At 38.9% G+C, this 20367-nt stretch carries 12 protein-coding genes and 2 rRNA genes; 9 read left to right on the forward strand and 5 right to left on the reverse strand.

The annotated features are described in order from the left end of the window. The 5 genes from QM538_02625 to QM538_02645 form a co-directional block, all read right to left on the reverse strand. A partial coding sequence (locus tag QM538_02625) for a hypothetical protein (protein ID MDI9347378.1) occupies positions 1–713 on the reverse strand: 713 nt, incomplete at its 3' end. Positions 714–761: 48 nt separating this feature from the next. After that, positions 762–1952, reverse strand: coding sequence for a hypothetical protein (locus QM538_02630; GenBank protein ID MDI9347379.1), 1191 nt, complete (start codon positions 1950–1952; stop codon positions 762–764). Positions 1953–2377: 425 nt separating this feature from the next. Further along, a 5S ribosomal RNA gene (gene rrf, locus QM538_02635) occupies positions 2378–2493 on the reverse strand. Positions 2494–2592: 99 nt separating this feature from the next. After that, positions 2593–5483: ribosomal RNA gene (locus QM538_02640) — 23S ribosomal RNA — on the reverse strand. Between the two features lie 199 nt (positions 5484–5682). Then, positions 5683–8403 carry a PBP1A family penicillin-binding protein gene (locus QM538_02645; protein MDI9347380.1) on the reverse strand — a complete coding sequence of 907 codons (2721 nt, stop codon included), beginning with the start codon at positions 8401–8403 and terminating at the stop codon, positions 5683–5685. A gap of 93 nt (positions 8404–8496) precedes the next feature. Here QM538_02645 and pilM point away from each other — a divergent pair, with 93 nt between their 5' ends. From pilM to gltB, 9 genes are read left to right on the forward strand one after another with little or no spacing between them, the layout of a single operon-like run. Further along, positions 8497–9558 (forward strand): type IV pilus assembly protein PilM, encoded by a 1062-nt coding sequence (gene pilM / locus QM538_02650; protein MDI9347381.1) that lies wholly within the window; start codon positions 8497–8499, stop codon positions 9556–9558. A 2-nt stretch (positions 9559–9560) separates the two neighbouring features. After that, complete coding sequence (locus tag QM538_02655) at positions 9561–10166, forward strand: PilN domain-containing protein (GenBank protein MDI9347382.1); 606 nt, start codon at positions 9561–9563, stop codon at positions 10164–10166. A gap of 6 nt (positions 10167–10172) precedes the next feature. Further along, a complete protein-coding gene (pilO, locus tag QM538_02660; protein ID MDI9347383.1) occupies positions 10173–10796 on the forward strand; it encodes a type 4a pilus biogenesis protein PilO in 624 nt (207 codons plus the stop codon). Positions 10797–10818: 22 nt separating this feature from the next. Then, positions 10819–11310, forward strand: coding sequence for a pilus assembly protein PilP (locus QM538_02665; protein MDI9347384.1), 492 nt, complete (start codon positions 10819–10821; stop codon positions 11308–11310). Positions 11311–11323: 13 nt separating this feature from the next. Further along, positions 11324–13351: a type IV pilus secretin PilQ gene (pilQ, locus tag QM538_02670; protein MDI9347385.1), complete on the forward strand. Its 2028-nt coding sequence runs from the start codon at positions 11324–11326 to the stop codon at positions 13349–13351. Between the two features lie 41 nt (positions 13352–13392). Beyond that, entirely contained in the window at positions 13393–13881 is a 489-nt protein-coding gene (locus QM538_02675) for a shikimate kinase (protein MDI9347386.1), read from the forward strand. Beyond that, positions 13878–14981 (forward strand): 3-dehydroquinate synthase, encoded by a 1104-nt coding sequence (aroB, locus tag QM538_02680; GenBank protein MDI9347387.1) that lies wholly within the window; start codon positions 13878–13880, stop codon positions 14979–14981. Before QM538_02675 ends, aroB begins: the two co-directional genes overlap by 4 nt. Further along, positions 14971–15888, forward strand: a complete 918-nt coding sequence (locus QM538_02685; protein MDI9347388.1) for an ATP-binding protein — start codon at positions 14971–14973, stop codon at positions 15886–15888. The genes aroB and QM538_02685 overlap by 11 nt, the downstream gene beginning before the upstream one ends. A 12-nt stretch (positions 15889–15900) precedes the next feature. Next, complete coding sequence (gene gltB / locus QM538_02690) at positions 15901–20367, forward strand: glutamate synthase large subunit (GenBank protein MDI9347389.1); 4467 nt, start codon at positions 15901–15903, stop codon at positions 20365–20367.

Here is a 20367-nt window from a genome sequence, read left to right on the forward strand (position 1 = left end):
AAATGCCTCATCCCTATACCAATACCATCAGGGCTAAATATACCATTGAATTTTGCTTTTGGATTAATAGGCTCATCATTTGGAGATAGAGTCATACCTAGATTATTAGAAAATAAGTAGTTATGGGTAAAATCAAAATAAGCTCCTTCAGCTAAACACCTAAAATAATAAGGCCCTTCAGAGATACACCTGGGTACATAGACCTTCTTAGCGTTTCTAAGTTTATACTTAATATCATCTCTCGAATAATCTAAGTCAATGCTTAGATAATTATTTTGACTTACTCCAAATAAAATACTAAAATGACGTAGGGGAGACCTAAAGCCAGAAGTCTCTTTCACTTTAGGTACAAATTCTCTAACATCGTACATACATTCTCTGTCTTTCGTAACATGACAAGAACCAGTAGCTATCGTATCCGTACCTAGTCCCAGTTTAACAAAGGATAAATCAGTTAAAACTGTTATTTCAAACCCCACATTAGACTCAGAAAGGTAAAGGTAACTATAAAATTGACTCTCATATTTAGTTGTCATTGATTCAAATTCAGCAGTTTTGCTATTGTAACTATCATTTAAATCATACACTCTACTATCGTAAATTGAATCTCCCTTAGAAACATACCCTCTGAATGCTCCACCAATCACATGGTAATGTTTATCTTTACCACCCTCTTCTGAATACGAGCTAATGGTAAAACCAACTACGAACATTAAAATACTTATAGTGAGTATATAATTTTTGAATTTATATTTCAATTGTTACTCGCCCTTACAACTTTCACCATAATTACCTGAAGGATTTGGTCTTGCGTTTGAAACTGGAGTTAAAATTTTGTTGGCGCGATTTGAATCATAGCTAATCCAATCTGCAATACTTTTATCATCACTATATTGATCTAAGCAATTTAATCCTATAATTGAATTTAATTGTATGCCTCTAAAGCGAGGAGGATTTCTATGTGCTTCCTGAAAGTATATGAAATCTTTATTTCCAGCTAGTATGTCCGCTAAGCAAATGTTAGATAAACATTGTGAGGTAATCGTAATATAGTTTTTTGAAGTGTTGTCATGTAATCGAAGAGTTAATTTATCCGTATTAAGACTGATGTAGTGCGTTCCTGTTTCTCTTCTATGGGGAGAAACGGTACCACTCTTACATCTGAAACCATTCCAATAACTAAAATTATGCCAACTACCCCAGCCCGAACTGTATCTATACTTGTAACGGTGATCGTCAAACACAAACATACTTCTATAGATATCGCTATAATTTACAGTGCCATCTCTGTTTAGTACTGCGAAATTATTGAGTGATTGGATGTGGTTACTAGGTATGCTCTGGGGAAGTGGTGTATCCCAATCGGTATAACTATCAAGAGAATATCTTGTGTATGGAATTAGCTGTGAGATAGAATTATATTCGTCTCTCCCTACAACACCTCCTGCGAATATATGTGGAGTGTCATAAGTATTAATATATCCTGCTGTGGCATTAATCCTAACAAATGAGACAGAGATTTCAGAATTTTCATTAAATGCACCACAAGAGCCATCTTCATCTTTACAGAAACTTCCTGAATTACTTCCAACTATACCGCCAATGTATATGGTAGGCACAAGACTATTTATCTGGGAATTATTGTAATTTACATTAATTGTACCAGTGGTTCTTACGCTTTTAATTACACCATAATTTTCAGCTATTAATGGGGCAATATAAAATTGACTTACATTAGGTGGCAATGTGAGATTGAAATTAACATGAATTCTTAGGTTTTCAACCTTCCCTTCACTACCTAAAACTTTTATTAAGGCTTTTCTAACAACCCTATCATCATCTAAAGCAAAGTTACTTGCATTTGATATCAAGGTAATAGTATGGCCATTACCCACAAATTTAGTATTTAAACTACTAAGGGTTAGATCTTGATTAAGATTTAAATCTGCCATCAATTTATAACCTTTACAAGCTCATAAAAACCAGTAGGATTTTGACAGATGGAAACTAATTCTTGTGGTGTAGCGATATTAAGAAAACCATTACCATCTGCATCATTGTAAGTAATTGCTAGTGATTGGCTTGGAAATGAAAAAGAAGTTAAAAGCAGAGAGGGAGAAGATTTATTGAAAAAAGATTTGCAATGTTAGATGAAAATATTTGTCGCATGATGAATGACCTCTATGTTATATATTATTTATTTTGTACGCCCCTAAGTTTATAGTTTTGATTATAACACGAGTGTAAAGACTATAAACATAAAATAATTGCTTAGATTAGGTCTATAAATCAATACAAAAATGAAAATTAGAATGAGTTTAAAGCAAAAAAGCCCCATGATTATTCATCATGAGGCTTAATTACCCTTTTAAGAAAAGCCTGTCACTACCTACTCTCGCGTGAGGAGATCCCCAAACTACCATCGGCGCTTAGTCGTTTCACTTCTGAGTTCGAGATGGGTTCAGGTGGTACCAACTAGCTATGTATGCCAGGCAAAATTATGAAATGATAAATGTTGGCGTTCATGTGTATTATTGAGAGAGAATCTAACCTAATTCACCACTGATACATTTATATGTTTTTCAGTGATGCATGGTCAAAACGCACGAGCCATTAGTACTGGTAAGCTCCATACATTGCTGTACTTCCACACCCAGCCTATCAACGTCCTGGTCTTGAACGGCTCTTTAGGAGAATTAAATTCTCGGGAGACCTCATCTTGGGGTGGGCTTCCCGCTTATATGCTTTCAGCGGTTATCCCATCCGCGCATAGCTACCCGGCGATGCCACTGGCGTGACAACCGGTACACCAGAGGCGCGTCCATTCCGGTCCTCTCGTACTAAGAACAGCTCCCCTCAAGTCTCCAGCGCCCACGGTAGATAGGGACCGAACTGTCTCACGACGTTCTAAACCCAACTCACGTACCACTTTAATTGGCGAACAGCCAAACCCTTGGGACCTGCTTCAGCCCCAGGATGTGATGAGTCGACATCGAGGTGCCAAACACCGCCGTCGATATGAACTCTTGGGCGGTATCAGCCTGTTATCCCCGGAGTACCTTTTATCCGTTGAGCGATGGCCCTTCCATACAGAACCACCGGATCACTAAGACCTACTTTCGTACCTGCTCGACTTGTTTGTCTTACAGTTAAGCACTCTTATGCCTTTGCACACTACACACGATTTCCGACCGTGCTGAGAGTACCTTTGTACTCCTCCGTTACTCTTTTGGAGGAGACCGCCCCAGTCAAACTACCCACCATACAGTGTCCCAAACCCGGTTAACGGGTCATGGTTAGAACTCCGAGCGCATCAGGGTGGTATTTCACTGTCGGCTCCACACTGGCTAACGCCAATGCTTCAACGCCTCCCACCTATGCTACACAGATGAATTCAAAGTTCAGTGTAAAGTTATAGTAAAGGTTCACGGGGTCTTTCCGTCTAGCCGCGGGTATACTGCATCTTCACAGCAAATTCAATTTCACTGAGTCTCAGTTGGAGACAGCGTGGCTATCGTTACGCCATTCGTGCAGGTCGGAACTTACCCGACAAGGAATTTCGCTACCTTAGGACCGTTATAGTTACGGCCGCCGTTCACCGGGGCTTCAATCAAAAGCTTCGCCTTGCGGCTAACCTCATCATTTAACCTTCCGGCACCGGGCAGGCGTCACACCCTATACTTCCTCTTAGGAGTTTGCAGAGTGCTGTGTTTTTAATAAACAGTCGCAGCCACCGATTTTCTGAGACCATCTTCTGCAACCCGGTGTTTCTCCGAGCAACATAGTGATGGCACACCTTCTTCCGAAGTTACGGTGTCAATTTGCCTAGTTCCTTCAACTGAGTTCTCTCAAGCGCCTTAGTATATTCTACCTACCCACCTGTGTCGGTTTGCGGTACGAGCTTATGTAACCTGAAGCTTAGAAGCTTTTCTCGGAAGCGTGGTATCAGTTACTTCATCTCCTCGCGGAGACCCGTCATCACTTCTCATCAATAGTTTCCCGGATTTTCCATGGAAACCTGACTAACAGCTTAAACCAGAACTACCAATCTCTGGCTAACCTAACCTTCTCCGTCACTCCATCGCAGTTACATAAGGTGCAGGAATATTAACCTGCTTTCCATCGAATACGCCTCTCGGCCTCTTCTTAGGTCCCGACTAACCCTGCTCCGATTAACGTTGAGCAGGAAACCTTGGGTTTTCGGCGATGGGGTTTTTCACCCCATTTATCGTTACTTATGTCAGCATTCGCACTTCTGATACCTCCAGCAGACCTCACGATCCACCTTCGCAGGCTTACAGAACGCTCCCCTACAGCTCAATCTTGCGATTAAACCCGCAGCTTCGGTATATAGTTTGAGCCCCGTTGAATCTTCCGCGCAGGACTACTCGGCCAGTGAGCTATTACGCTTTCTTTAAATGATGGCTGCTTCTAAGCCAACATCCTGGATGTCTAAATTTTCCCACATCGTTTCCCACTTAACTATAATTTTGGGACCTTAGCTGACGGTCAGGGCTGTATCCCTCTCCACTATTGATCTTAGCACCCATAGTGTGTCTCCCATGCTGTTCTTTACGGTATTCAGAGTTTGCAATGGTTTGGTAAGACCTTACGTCCCCCTAGCCATAACAGTGCTTTACCCCCGTAAGAAATACATGAGGCTCTACCTAAATAGATTTCGGGGAGAACCAGCTATCTCCAGACTCGATTAGCTTTTCACTCCTAACCACAGCTCATCTCCTACTTTTTCAACAGTAGTGAGTTCGGACCTCCAACAGGTGTTACCCTGCCTTCATCCTGGCCATGGTTAGCTCGTCTGGTTTCGGGTCTACTCCCACCGACTTAACGCCTTTTAAGACTCGGTTTCCCTTCGCCTCCCCTTGTACGGTTAAGCTTGCCAGTAAGAGTAACTCGCTGACCCATTATACAAAAGGTACGCAGTCGCTCTCCTTAGAAAGCTTCCACTGCTTGTATACATACGAATTCAGGTTCTATTTCACTCCCTTAACAAGGGTTCTTTTCACCTTTCCCTCACGGTACTCGTTCACTATCGGTCAGTTAGTAGTATTTAGCCTTGGAGGATGGTCCCCCCATGTTCAAACAGGATTTCACGTGTCCCGTTCTACTCACTTTCATTATCACTCAGCTGACGCCTACAGGGCTATCACCTACTATGGCTCATCTTTCCAGATGATTCTGCTGACTAAATGATAACTTTTGGGCTGTTCCCCGTTCGCTCGCCACTACTTAGGGAATATCGGTTGATTTATTTTCCTCTGGTTACTTAGATGTTTCAGTTCTCCAGGTTCGCTTTTACACCCTATGTATTCAGATGTAAATACCTCCAATGAGGTGGGTTTCCCCATTCGGACATCTCCGGATCAAAGCCTGTTGTCGACTCCCCGAAGCTTTTCGCAGACTGCCACGTCCTTCATCGCCTCTAACTGCCAAGGCATCCTTCGTATGCACTTATTCTTTTGACCATGCAACACTCAAAAACATATAATTACTGTGTCTGATGCGCATGTGTAAGTACGCTTGATTCTCATGTAATATTTTGCAATATTATGCAATATACACGAACATTAAAAAAATGTTCGCCTTGACTTATCATTTCTAATTTATAAAAGAAACAAAACTTAACGCTTTGTGGGGTAACCATTATACAAGATTTATTTTGAATTATTGGAAAAAGTTTTGAATTGTTGTTTGCTCTTCAGAAGTGAGTATATTTTCAACAAGATAATATTCTTGGATTTCGTCTGGGTTTTGCGTTTTATTTTTTTCAACTTTAAGATTTTTTTGATAGTTTTTATGGTACCCATCCACCCCTAAGGTATTAATTAAATTTATCAATTGATTATCCACGGGAAGTCCCGTAACTTTATTAATTGTGGTGATTATAATCCCGCTAGGAGGAGTGCGTAACAACTCAGAATCATTGTCTGGGCTTACTCCATACACTTCTGGTGTGGCATAATTAATCACATAATTTGGCTGTTTATCTCTAATTTCCTTAGTGGATTTCATAAAACTTATCCATATTGGTAGCGCAAGTGAAGATCCTGTTTCTAATTTACCGAGGGTCGTATAATCATCATAGCCAACCCACACAGTAGCAACCAACGATCGGTTAAATCCGACAAACCATGAATCTTTAGAATCATTAGTGGTCCCTGTTTTGCCAGCAAAGGACTCATCAGGAAATTCTTTACCAATACTCACAGCGGTACCTCGCGTAGTTACATCTTTCAAAATTGAATCAACAATAAAAACAACTCTTGGGTCGATAATGCGTTGATTATATTGGATCAACCGGTCATATTTTTTACTACTATCTGAATTAGGTTTTTCATCTCTTGGCCCATTTTGCGACAAAGAATTAGTAGATACTAAAGTTGATATTTTATAGTTTGGGTTTGATTTTGCAATTGGGAATGAGGATGAAGTTGCCGCGCCTAGATCTTGTAGATGGACTTTTTCACCTGTAGGAGGAGTAAAACATTTTTGGCAACTTGCTTGGTAAGATTGGTAATAAACAATTTTTCCGTCGGAATCAAGCACTTTATTAATAAACCAAGATGAAACTTTATATCCTCCATTTGCAAAAACAGCAAAACTATTATTTTGATTTAGTGGCGTGTTATGACCTGCTCCGAGCGCAAGGGATAGATTTTTTGGAGCTGAAGTACTATCAGTAAACCCAAATCGTTTTAGCGCAGGCAAAACAAGATCGAGCCCAAGTTCTTGTAAAATTCTAATTGAAACTAAGTTACGAGATCGTACTAGCGCTTCTCTAAATCTTATTGGTCCTTCAAAATTATCAGAATAATTATCTGGTCTCCACTGTCCTTCCAGTGTTGAATCAAAAATCACAACAGGCTCATCTTGAATGATGCTTGAAGGTGTAAAACCATTCTCTAGTGCCACCGTATATAAAAAAGGCTTAAAGGATGAGCCGATTTGTCGCTTTGCTTGAGTTGCTCTATTAAACTTACTTCTCACAAAATCGTACCCACCAACCATTACCAACACCTCACCAGTATGAGGATTTTGAACTACTATAGACCCTTCTGCTGGCGGTTTCTGAGTAAATAAAAAATTGTTCTCTTTATACGTACCCCATATAATATCGCCAGGGCTCAAAACTAAGTTAACCGCATTTGGCGCAGGCCCTATGACTTCACCTGACAACCTTGGTCTAGCCCATAAGATATCTTTTACACCAAGTGTTGCTTTTTGACCTCCTCCTAGGTATACCCAAGCAAGCTGGGATGAAGTAGCAAGTACAATTCCCGGTTGTAAGTCACCATATATTCCTAACTTTTGTATTTCCTGATCTAAGTCAAGAGGATCATACGAACTTATTGGCATCGGCAAGCGCTCAATCTTGCTTCGATCAAAGCCACTCCTTAGTGCATAGGCAATCAATCCATTTCGTAAAGCTTCATTAGCATAATTTTGCATGACGGAATCTAAGGTAGTGTAAACTTTATAGCCTCCACTGAATAGATCCCCTTTAATCACTGATTCTAATTGCAATCTAACTTGCTCACTTAAGTAACCCGCTTCACTAGATAAAGTTACAGGGTGATAAGAGGCATTGATTTTTTCATCAATCGCTTTTTTATATTCTTCTTTATTTATGTAACCTAACTCCCTCATTCTTGGCAAAACATACTCATTCTTTCTTAGGGAAGTTGCGAAAGGATTTTTAATGGGGTTGTTTGCTGAAGGGCGCTGAGGTAGGGTAGCCAAAACAGCGGCTTCTCCAATAGTTAATTCACTTGGCTCTTTTCCAAAATAAACTCGCGCTGCAGCCGATATTCCGTATGCACGGTAACCGAAAAAAATCTTATTTAAATAGAGCTCAAGAATTTCATTCTTACTTAGGCTCCTTTCAATTTTCAATGCAAGTAATATCTCTATAAACTTTCTTGAGAATTTTTTTTCTTTCGTCAGAAAAAAATTCCTTGCTAACTGCATAGTTATAGTGCTTCCACCTTGATCTTTTCTACCGGTTTTAACTAAAGAAACTACTGCACGAAGTAAACTAATTACATCTATTCCAGAATGACTATAAAACCGCGCATCTTCTGCCGCTAAAAACGCTTGGGGCACATAGGATGGTAAACTGCTCAATGAAATGGGTTTTCTAAATTGCTCTCCAAACAACCCAATGAGTTTGTTATTCCGATCATAGATCTCCATTGGTACCTGAAGCTTGACATCCTTAAGCTCTTGCATTGAAGGTAGTGCAAAAATGGCGTACATAAAAACCCCGACTGTTGAAATTGAGGCAAAAACAAGAAATATCAGTGTGATTTTTAGAAAAAGCGAGCCAGAATTTACCTGAGATTGGGGTTGCTGAACGATTGGTGTAGGTGTAAAGTCTTCTTGCAATGTTAATCTTATTATAGTGAATATACAATCATTTGTAGTATAATCTAATACTATAGCATGCTAGATACCTTAATTTGCAGATAATTATTATATATGTTTGATTTTTTAACAAAGGGAAAGGGATTAATTGGTATAGATATCAGTAATTTTACCGTAAAACTAATGGAATTTAGTAAAAATGGTAACAATTATAAAATTGAACATTTCGGCATCTTACCACTTGAAGAAGGTATGGTGGTAAATTCTAAAATAGTTAAGATTGAAGAAGTAGCTGATAAGATCAGGGACTTAGTCTCAAAATACGGCGCTTCAACCAAACAGGCAGCTTTTGCAATTTCTGGATCTGACGCAATTACTAAAATCGCTCAGTTCTCATCGCTTGCAAGTGATGAAGAAATTCTAAATTTGATTCAAACCTACCCCGATCAATATCTTCCGTTCCCAATTGAGGACATGGCAATTGATTTTAAAGTACTTGGTCCAAGTAGCGTCTCACCCGACTTAAGTGATGTAATTATCACTGGTGCTAAAATTACCGATATATCAACTATAGTGGAAACAGCACAACAAGCTGGATTGACACCCGCTGTTATTGATGTGAGTACATACGCCATTGAAAATATCTATCCACTTGTTAATGAAAATTTTCCTGACTATGGCAGAAACAAAGCAATTGCATTGATTGATATCGGAGGAATTAATACCAACGCGACCATCTTTGATAATGGCGATATCACTTTTGCACGAGTTGCTAATTTTGGAGGAAAGAAGCTTACCGATGAAATAATGTCCAAATATGGTGTGTCTTATAACGACGCAGGAAGATTAAAACGAGAAGGCGGCTTACCTGATAACTATGAAACTGAATTGCTCAATCCATTCAAAGAAGATATTGTCAACCAAATTAACAGACTTTTACGTTTTTATTACAACAATAACCATGTAGAAACTGTTGATTTTATTGCACTCGCAGGTGGTTGTTCAAATATTGATGGGATTAGTGAATTAGTTGAATCACGATTAGGTATTCATTGTAATGTGCTTGATCCCTTTTCCGGAATGTCTTGTGCTTTTAGAGTTTCAAAAAAGCAGTTACAACTTAATAGCTCAAGTTTGCTAGTCGCTGGAAGCTTAGCCATGCGAGCGTTTAAATAAATATGAAAAATAGATTAGTTTATAGGATTAACTTATTACCTTGGCGAAATCAACTCATCAAGGAGAAAAATAACATTTTCTTTCTGCTTGTAGCTATAGTTTTATGCGCGGTATCAATTAGCATGTACGGGGTTAAGCTAATCTTTGATGCGAGGATAGAACAACACAATCAACGGGTTGCTTATTTAGACAAAGAAATTACTTACCTTAACAAAGAACTCAAATCAATAGAAGATTTGGAAAAAAAGAAGAGGAACTTACAAGACAGAATGTCAATCATTGAGCAATTACAAAAAGACCGACCCGCTACAGTTCAATTTTTTCAAGAGATAATGAACGTCTTACCTGAAAATGGAATTTGGCTTGATAATCTTTCTACTAATGGTTTAACGGTAACTCTGCGAGGATTTGCAGATACAGCTGGAAGGGTCTCTTCATATGTAAATAATATTAACACTTCTCCAGTTTTCACAGAGCCTCGCTTAAGTGAAATCAAGGAAGTTCCCGAACAAAAATCAGTATCATTCGGCTTGACATTTCTAATTAAAAAAGAAGAAACAGAAAACAACCTTAAACCAACAAATGCTGCAATTCAGAATAAAAAATAACTTGCTATGAAATTAAACTTTGCATTATTACTTGAGCAACTAAAAAGCATAGACTCGGATAAATTAAAGAAAATAGGTTCACTTTCTTTAGAAATACGAATTATTTTTCTAGCCATAGAAGCTATCATTGTCACGGTTGTTTTATATGTTTTATTAATTATTCCTCAGATCAATTCAATCTCTAATCTCAGCTCAACTATAGAAAAGAAAAAAAGCGACTACCAATTATTAGCACAGAAAGCGCCAAACCTAAATCTTTTTCAAAAACAAATCGACGAGATGGAACAAACGTTCAAGGTGCTTCTTACCTTACTCCCCGTAAAAGTTGACATCAGCGAAGTGCTACGGGATATCACCGATGTGGCTGGTGAATCAGATGTCAAAATTGATCAATTTAGCCCAGGTGAAAAGGAAATCTCAAAAGAATTCTACGCTGAACAACCAATTAAATTGTCTATTTCTGGGAGCTATCATAGTCTTGGAAAATTTGTGAGTGAGCTTGCGCTCACACCTCGTATTATCACCCTTGGTGACTTTACTCTTGCTCCTTCTGGAAAATCTAATTCTCTGAACGAAAAGATTCTTAAAATTACTGTAGTAGCAAAAACATATCGCTATGTTGCTAATTAATATCAACCGAAATTATATCTGTATGCTTCTTGTATCAGTAGTGTTGGCAGGATGTGGTAAAGGTACGGAAGACATAAATAAATTTATTGAAGAGACCAATACCAATCTTCGGCTATCAATTAAACCTATACCTGGTTATAAACCAGTTGAAAATTTTGAATACACTGGCGAAACACTAGGTCGGGATCCTTTTACTAGAAAAGATGTAATTTCTATTCAGGCTGAAATTGAAAAACGGCAGAGAGAAAACCGTACACTTGAACCACTAGAATCATACCCTATAGAATCATTTACCTATCTCGGTTTTATTGTAGAACCAGCTACGAAAAATACAAAAATTATATTGCAAACATCAGATGGGCTTATCAAGTACGCCAAACTTAATGAAAAAATTGGAACTAACAACGGAAGAATTAAATCTGTCAATGAAGCCTTCGTTGAAATTATTGAAGAAGGGTCTCCCTCCGGTGGTGATTCAGAAAAGAAAGTTTTAAAAATTATGAAAAAAGAATAATGAGGTATATACTATGAAAAAATTACTCCTATTGCTTACACTTGTTGTAAGCGGAACTTCGGTGGGTGCACAATCAACTATCACCAGTGCGGTAGCTACTGATGATTCTTCTGAATCAATTTCGATTTTGTTTACTTTTAAAGATGGTAAAAGCATTAAGCCTCGTATTATTGCGTTATCTCAACCCCTCAGTCTCAACATTGATTTTGATGGCGTTAGTAGCGAAATCGCTACTGCAACTCTGTCAACTCCTAAAATGAGCTCCAAAGGCATCAAAGATATCAGATCTTACCAAGATGGTAAAAAAACCCGATTTATTGTCACGCTAACTTTGCCAGTCTCCTACGAAGAGGTCAGTTCAGGTGATAATCAATACATAATTAAAATCAACACAGCTACTTCGAAAATAACTAAACTTAAAAATATTGACTTTAAGAGACTTCCTAATCGGGGCGGTAGCGTTATTATTGAAACTAGTGGAGGAACTGCATTATTAAACCCTCGAACCGAAGGCAAAAGCCTAGTGATAGATATAAATAACTCTTCGCCGAATTCTGAAATAGTACAAAATTACGATGTTTCTGACTTTGAGTCCACCTTAAAATCATTTAGCCTTTACCCAATCAATAATCAAAATATCACAAGAGTAACTGTACAGACTGACAGTGACGATTACGATTATGTTACTTACCAGAGAGAGTCATTGATTATTATCGAAGTAAAACCACTCACCCAAGATCAAATTTCTATACGGCAAAAAAATCAGCCTCAGTATAAGGGTGAAAAAATCAGTCTTAGTTTCAATAACATAGAGGTGCGCACAGCATTAAACATCATCGCCGATGTCTCTAAACTTGATATGATTATCTCTGATTCTGTTGGGGGACAATTAACTTTGAATCTAAAAGATATACCTTGGGATGAAGCGCTGGATGTAATTCTTAAATCTAAAAATCTTTCAAAAAGAATTGATGGAAATATTTTACGGATTGGTACTGTAGAAGAATTTTCAAGACAAGACAAGCTAGAACTTGAAAGCACAACAGTAGCTAAAGCAGTTGCGCCATTACGAAGTGAGTTTATCCAGATCAACTACGCTAAAGCTAGTGAAATCGCTTCCCTATTGAAGGGAGATGCAAAAAACACATTTATCTCAGAACGAGGGAGTGTAATCATTGATGCTAGAACAAACACGCTCCTCATCAAAGAAACTGCAGAGAACTTGAATGAGATTAGGAATTTTATTGGTCGACTTGATATACCAATCAAGCAAGTGTTAATTGAAAGTAGGATTGTTATCGCTAATAATACTTTCTCTGATGAAATTGGCTCAAGGTTTGGATTTACAGGCAATTATACAAAAGGAGATAACACACTACAAATCTCGCCTACTGCAGCGCTTTCTCAAAGCAACCTAGACACTCTTGCTACCCCTGGCAATACAAAATTTCCTATCGGAGGAGGTTTTAATTACTCTAATGCGATAAGTGGCGGGGGGATTATTGGTGCGACATTGGGTAGTGTAAAAAACGGCTTCCTTACCTTAGAATTATCTGCCATGCAAGTGGAAGATCGTGGAGAAGTAGTCTCTAACCCCAGAGTAATAACTGTTGAACAAAAAGAAGCGACCATTGAGCAGGGTGTAGATATTCCCTATCAAGAGAGCGGTGCAAATGGTGCCACCACAACTTCATTTAAAAAAGCCACCTTAGGCTTGACTGTAACTCCGCAAATAACTCCTGATGAAAAAGTCATTATGGATCTGAAAATCAAAAAGGATTCACCTGGCACCGCGGGCGCAAATGGTGTGCCCAGTATTGACACCAGACAAGTCACCACCCAAGTAATTGTATCCAATGGTGACACTATCGTATTAGGTGGTATTTTCGAGCAGAGTAAAAGGAGCCAACGCAGTAAAGTACCTTTGTTTGGTGATATTCCAATCTTAGGCGCATTATTTAGAAGAGACACACAAAGCGACTCCAAGACAGAATTACTTATTTTTATTACGCCTAAAATTATCAAGGCCACAGTCCGATAAGTCAATTGGCCAATTCCATTTTTGTTATTGGCCCAACAGGTGTGGGCAAGTCTACGCTTGTTACTGCTCTAGCTAACCATTGCCAAATCATTTCATACGATTTAGATACTTTAATCGCTGATTCTACAAAACAAACTATTTCAGAACTAATTCGTTACAGAGGGATTCGAAAGTTCAGAATGATTGAATCTAACCTTTTGCGTTCAATCAGCGCCCCACCGTTACTTTCTACTGGAGCTGGCGTAATTGAAATAAAATCTAATCGTTGGTATCTCCGTGTACAGGGTGTATGTATTTATATGGCCATTCCACTACAAAAACAAATTGCCCGCTTACGATACTCAAAGGGAATTTCCAAACGACCATTGATAAGTAGAAACTTAGTGCTGAGTTTACGATTGATGCAGTTACGCCGAAGGTCTATATACCAACACTGCGCGACGATTACTTTTTGGTCGAGGAAAGAACCCGTGATTTCTAGCATCACGCGATTAATTTCTATGCTCTCCGCTCGAGGTGTAACGATATGAAGCTAGATACAATTACAGTTCGTCATACCACTAGAGAAGTTCCTATATATATAGGAGAAAATTTATTTGGCGAGGCTGATACATTGCGCCATCTTCTCAACAATAACTCTTACATTCTTATCACAAACCAAACTATTGCTTCATTATATGAACAATCAGTTATTGAAGCATGTGGAAAAAGCGGACACAAAGGATCAATAATAATTCCAGATGGCGAGATTTATAAGAATTTTACAACCTATCAAGCTGTCCTGGAAAAGATGTTTTCTTTAAAAACCCATCGCAACGATATTTTAGTGGTGGTTGGTGGTGGGGTGGTTGGCGATCTGGGAGGATTTTGCGCCGCTACCTATATGCGTGGTATCACGTATCTTTCAATACCAACCACACTACTCGCACAGGTTGACTCTTCAATAGGTGGAAAAGTTGCGATTAATCTCAACGCCGGTAAAAATATCGTTGGTAGCTTTTATCCGCCCCAGGCAATTATTTCAAGCGTTAACACATTATCAAGCTTGGCAGATGTTCATTATTATGGGGGATTTGCTGAAGTAATTAAATACGCTATGACTCATGACGCCTCAACGCTCACCTTTCTAATAGCGAGTCACGAAAAACTCATGGCTCGAGAAAGCGGATCGCTCATTTCAATTATCACTTGGGCAATGAGAATTAAAGCGGCTATTATTTCTAGTGACGAGTTTGAGCAAGGTGAAAGAAAATTATTAAATTTTGGCCATAGTTTTGGTCACGCCATTGAGTCGCTAGGAAAATATCAATCGCACAGTCACGGTGAAGCAGTGGCAATAGGAATGGTTATGGCGGCATGTTTTTCTGCTTCTTTTCTAGGCACGATAACATCAGACGATATTAGGTTACTTAAAAAAGTTTTAGCGCTATATAATTTACCTACCACATATCAAATCAAATCTGCACCAGCTTTCCTAGAAGCGATGAGGCAAGATAAAAAAAACAGCGGAACCTTTAACCTAATTCTTCTCAAAAAAATAGGCCAAGCGTATGTTGAAAATAATGTTGACGAAAATAGCTTGTTAACTTTTTTGCTCCAATGGGATAAAATGGAAACCCATGGTTGCTAACCGATACTACCTCTCTCAACAAGCTCTGCAAATGTATGGATTCACAAACCAGCCCTTTCAATACACAAATACTACCAAAGAAATATATTTTGACCCCATCATCCAATCAGTAGTAGAGAAATGGGTGCAACAAATCTCGGCTCAAGAAGCTTTTTACCTTTTAACCGGTGCAAAGGGAAGTGGTAAATCTAGCTTTGGAAAGCTTATCGCTTTACATGGTTCTTCAAAAAGTGAACTTCACACGGTTTTTCTAACTTGCTCTCCTGTCAACACCCCGATTGATTTTTTATCTCTTTTAGTTGAGCAGTCTCAATTCCAAAGTAAAGATAATGTAAAGCAACTTACTAACAAAGCCGCAAAAGAAACTTATCAGCAACTAAAAAATGGCATACTTCCTATTTATATTCTTGACAACGCTCATTCACTACAAACAAAAGTACTCGTAGAAATTGTTAAGTTTTGTAGTAGTTTTACTGAACTTGGTTTAACGTGCCCTCGTTTAATAATGTGTGGAAATGTGGAAGATATCAAGCATAAACTCGAAGGACATCCAGCCCCATTGGTCGTACAAAATAAGTTTACAGTATTATCCTGCCCAGCTTTAGATTATTCGCAAATGCATTCCTATCTTCAGTTTAAGTTTGCGAATGCAGGGATAATGAATAGCACTAAGCTAATCTCAATGCTTCCAGCAGAACGGTTAATGGAATGTCGAGGAAACTTCCAAAAATTAAACGAGATCGTAGTTGGTCTCCTTGAGGACAACTTATTAACAGAACTTCCTATTGCAAATAATGAGATTAAAAAGCAGCCTAAACTTACATACCTACAACAAAACAAGGTATCAGTAATTTCTTTGGTCGTACTTGTGATCATTGGTCTTCTCATACAAATTCTGCTTAACTGATAAAATAGTGCTATGCAAAACCGATCACGAGACAAGTCTCATTACCCCCTCCATGATATTTCTTTTGAGAAAGATTCTTGTGGATTTGGGCTACTTATTAGCCTTGAAGGGCCACAAAGAAAGGTAATCGATTATTCACTAGAGTCATTAACCAGACTTATGCACCGTGGAGCCATTGACGCCGATGGTTTAAGTGGTGATGGGTGTGGGATAAGTATAAGCATGCCTATGGAGTTCATGAAATCTGTTTGCGCAACAATACCTATAAACTTCACATCCTCAACCATTGTGGCGCAAGTTTTTATGAGCCAAGCAACTAACTTGCAAGTACTAGAGGAACAAACATTCATCGCACATGCTCAAAACGCTGGATTAAAATTTCTAGGCAAAAGATTAATTCCTCATAATGTCAGCTTCTGTGGCGAGACAGCTAAAAATTATATGCCTGTGATTTGCCAATTCTATTTTGAAAAACCAAACAGCCCCAATTTTAATGAGACTAAAACGTGCTACTGTATTAGGAAAAAAGTAGAGCATGAACTTAGAATTCATGATGATTTTTATATCTGCAGTTTTTCTTCATCACTAATTTGTTACAAAGCGTTAGTTCTGCCACAACATTTGGTTGACTTTTATCCTGAGCTTGCGAACCCACTAATGGCCTCTCGAGTGTGTTTAATCCATCAACGATTTGCAACTAATACAATTCCGCGATGGAAATTAGCGCAACCCTTTCATCATATCGTACATAATGGAGAAATAAACACATTGCAAGGTAATAGATTTTGGTTTGAAGCACGAACACCAAACTTCCTTAACGGAGAATTGTCAGAACTCAATGATGTGGTACCTTTGTTCAACCATAATGATTCAGATTCCGCCAGCTTTGATGAACTTATTTGCCTCCTCAAAGCCGGCGGACTAAGCATTGTTGAGAGTATGAGAGTTGCCATTCCACCTTCTTGGGCGAATCAGGCAGGTATTGGAAACCGAAGAAAGTCGTTTTATGAATACTACTCCATGTGTATGGAATCGTGGGATGGGCCAGCTAGTATGGCATTTTTTGATAACAATTTTGCAGGATGCATCACTGATAGAAACGGACTTCGTCCTGCACGTTGGGTGCTCACCACAGAAAAAATCCTAACCGTAGCATCAGAAATTGGGGTACGCGACTATGCTCCGAGCGAAGTGGTGGCTAAAGGTAAACTAAGTGCAGGTGAAATGCTCGTAGCAGATTTAACTCAAAATAAAATTCTAGGCGAGCAAGAAATATTTGATCAACTACTTGAGAAAAAAAGACCCTATACACAATGGATAAAATCTCACGTACACTACATCAAACCTGATAGCAGTTCTTCGGTTTTGTATCAACCTATAACAACAAGTGATGCGTATCAATCACTACTAAAAGCCTTTGGAGTTAACAAAGAAGAAATTGAAAGTATTCTTAAACCTCTCGCTAATGCAGGTTCAGAAGCAGTAGGCTCCATGGGCGACGATACCCCTCTACCACTTCTATCAACAAAGCAACGTTCACTATATGACTACTTTAGGCAGCAATTTGCACAGGTAACTAATCCCCCTATCGATTCACTGAGAGAAAACCTGGTCATGTCACTAGAAACTTGCATAGGACCTGAACCTGCGTTTTTTACTTTTGATGAGCAGCATGTTAAAAAAATTGTAATCAGAACACCTTTACTTTCTCAAAAACGATTTTTAGAATTACAAGACACCATTAACACCCTATGGAGTTGTTGTACTATTTCGCTTCTAGCAAAACGAGAAATTACTTTGCAAGCCGCTCTCGACGAAATCGTTAACCGTGCGATCACTTCAGTTTCACAATCCAACTGTGTAATAATCTTAAGCGATCGGGGGATAGATCCAGAGCATTATTCGGTACATGCTCTTTTGGCCACCGGCGCGATCCATCATGCCTTATGCAAGGCCGGATTAAGAACCAAAACCAGCATCCTAGTTGAAACTGCTACCGTGAGAGATCCTCATCATCTCGCAGTATTGATAGGTAATGGCGCAACCGCGGTGTATCCGTATCTGGCCTATGAGACAATTTTTTATACTTTTGCCAACCAAGACCAAGATAAACATATCGCTTTAGCGCATAATTATCGAAAAGGCATGAATAAAGGTTTATTAAAAATTCTTTCCAAAATGGGAATTTCTACTGTTTCAAGTTATCGAAGTTCACAATTATTTGAAATTGTAGGGCTTGATTCAGGCATTGTTAACTATTGTTTTAAAAACACCCCAAGTAGGTTAGGTGGGCACTCTTTTGACTCTCTTTATCATGAATTTTTAGCAGAACATAAAGAAGCTTTTGATAATTCAAAAACATTGTCAGTGGGGGGACTCTTAAAATATGTAGATGGTGGCGAATATCATGCTTTCAATCCAGAAGTAGTTCGCACATTACAAGTGGCCTGCAACACAGGTAATGTAGAGGCGTATAAACAATACTCATCATTAGTTAACCACCGCCCACCAATGGTGCTTAGAGACTTAATGAAAATTCGCTTTGATGAAAATAAAAAAATTTCCATTGATCTTGTGGAGCCAATTAGTAGCATTCTACCAAGATTTGATTCGGCTGGAATGTCACTTGGAGCGCTCTCTCCTGAAGCTCATATAACACTTGCAAAGGCGATGAACACAATTGGTGGCAGATCAAACTCTGGAGAAGGTGGTGAAGATAGCAATCGCTACGGGACATTAGCTGAGTCAAAAATTAAACAGGTTGCTTCTGGAAGATTTGGAGTAACACCATATTATTTACGAAACGCCGAAGTACTACAAATTAAAATTGCACAAGGAGCAAAACCCGGAGAAGGTGGGCAGTTACCAGGTGACAAAGTGAATCCTATGATTGCAAAGTTACGACTCTCCATGCCAGGCGTTTCACTAATCTCACCCCCTCCTCATCATGATATTTATTCAATTGAGGATCTAGCTCAATTAATTTTTGATCTTAAACAAATTAATCCTAAATGTTTAGTCTCAGTTAAATTAGTTTCTGAAGCGGGAGTTGGGACCATCGCCACAGGTGTAGCAAAAGCCTATGCTGATTTAATAACCATCGCCGGCTATGATGGTGGTACCGGAGCTTCGCCTCTGAGCAGTGTCAAATATGCTGGCACTCCATGGGAATTAGGTTTGCCTGAAACGCATCAACTCCTTGTTGCAAATAACCTTAGACACAAAGTTAGACTTCAAGTAGATGGTGGATTAAAAACTGGACTAGATATCATCAAAGCAGCAATACTTGGTGCTGAAAGTTTTGGGTTTGGCACCGCGCCTATGATCGCTATGGGTTGTAAATACCTGAGAATCTGCCACCTAAATAACTGCGCAACTGGAATTGCCACACAACATGACACTCTTCGTAAGTTACACTTCCATGGTGAAATGCAAATGGTCATCAATTTTTTCACTTTTGTTGCTAATGAAGTTAGAGAATTAATGGCACAACTTGGAGTGCGCTCTTTACCTGAACTAATTGGCAGGACAGATTTACTTACCAGTGATCCAGGTATCCACGCAAAACATCAAAGAATTACACTGGGAGCAATTTTACATAAAACCGACAATGTGTTTTACGAAGGGAATAAAAATAACTCATTTGATACAGGTGAGCTAGCTGAGCGCATGGTGCAAGATAGTATTGAATTTATCAGAACTTGTGCTACTCAAAAAATGGTCACAAAGGAACTTGACTACTCAGTAAAGAATTTTAACCGCTCAATCGGGGCGAGAGTTAGTGGGGAAATTACAGAACTGTACGGTAATGCTGGACTTGGTAACAACACACTTACATTCAACTTTACCGGAACTGCAGGACAAAGTTTTGGGGCATTTAACACTATTGGAATGCAACTTCATCTTGAGGGTGATTGCAACGACTATGTGGGTAAAGGTCAATATGGAGGTATCATTTCAATCAGACCCCCAGAAAACAGTACATTTAAAAGTAATGAAACTATTATTGCAGGAAATACCTGCCTTTATGGAGCCACTGGAGGAAAACTCTTCGCTGCTGGTATGGTAGGAGAGCGTTTTGCGGTAAGAAATTCAGGCGCCATTACTGTGATTGAAGGCGCAGGTAATCACTGTTGCGAATATATGACTGGAGGAGTAGTGGTCGTGTTAGGAAAAACCGGTTTGAATTTTGCCGCGGGAATGACAGGCGGGATAGCGTTTTGTTTAGATGAACATCACGATTTTGTTGATAAAATAAACAATGAATTAGTTGATATTGATAGAATCACTACCGAATCAAAATCAGACTACCAATCATTGCTGTTACTGTTTATTGAAGAACACTATCAATACACAAAAAGCTCTCACGCCAAACGAATTATAGATTCTTTTGAAGACATGGTAGAAAAATTTTGGTTAATCACTCCTAAGGCCGCCGACTTACAAGAACTATTAAATTCGCTTAAACTTGCTGCCTAA

It is taken from the genome of Candidatus Methylacidiphilales bacterium, assembly GCA_030054035.1.
GTDB lineage: Bacteria > Pseudomonadota > Gammaproteobacteria > JASGCS01 > JASGCS01 > JASGCS01.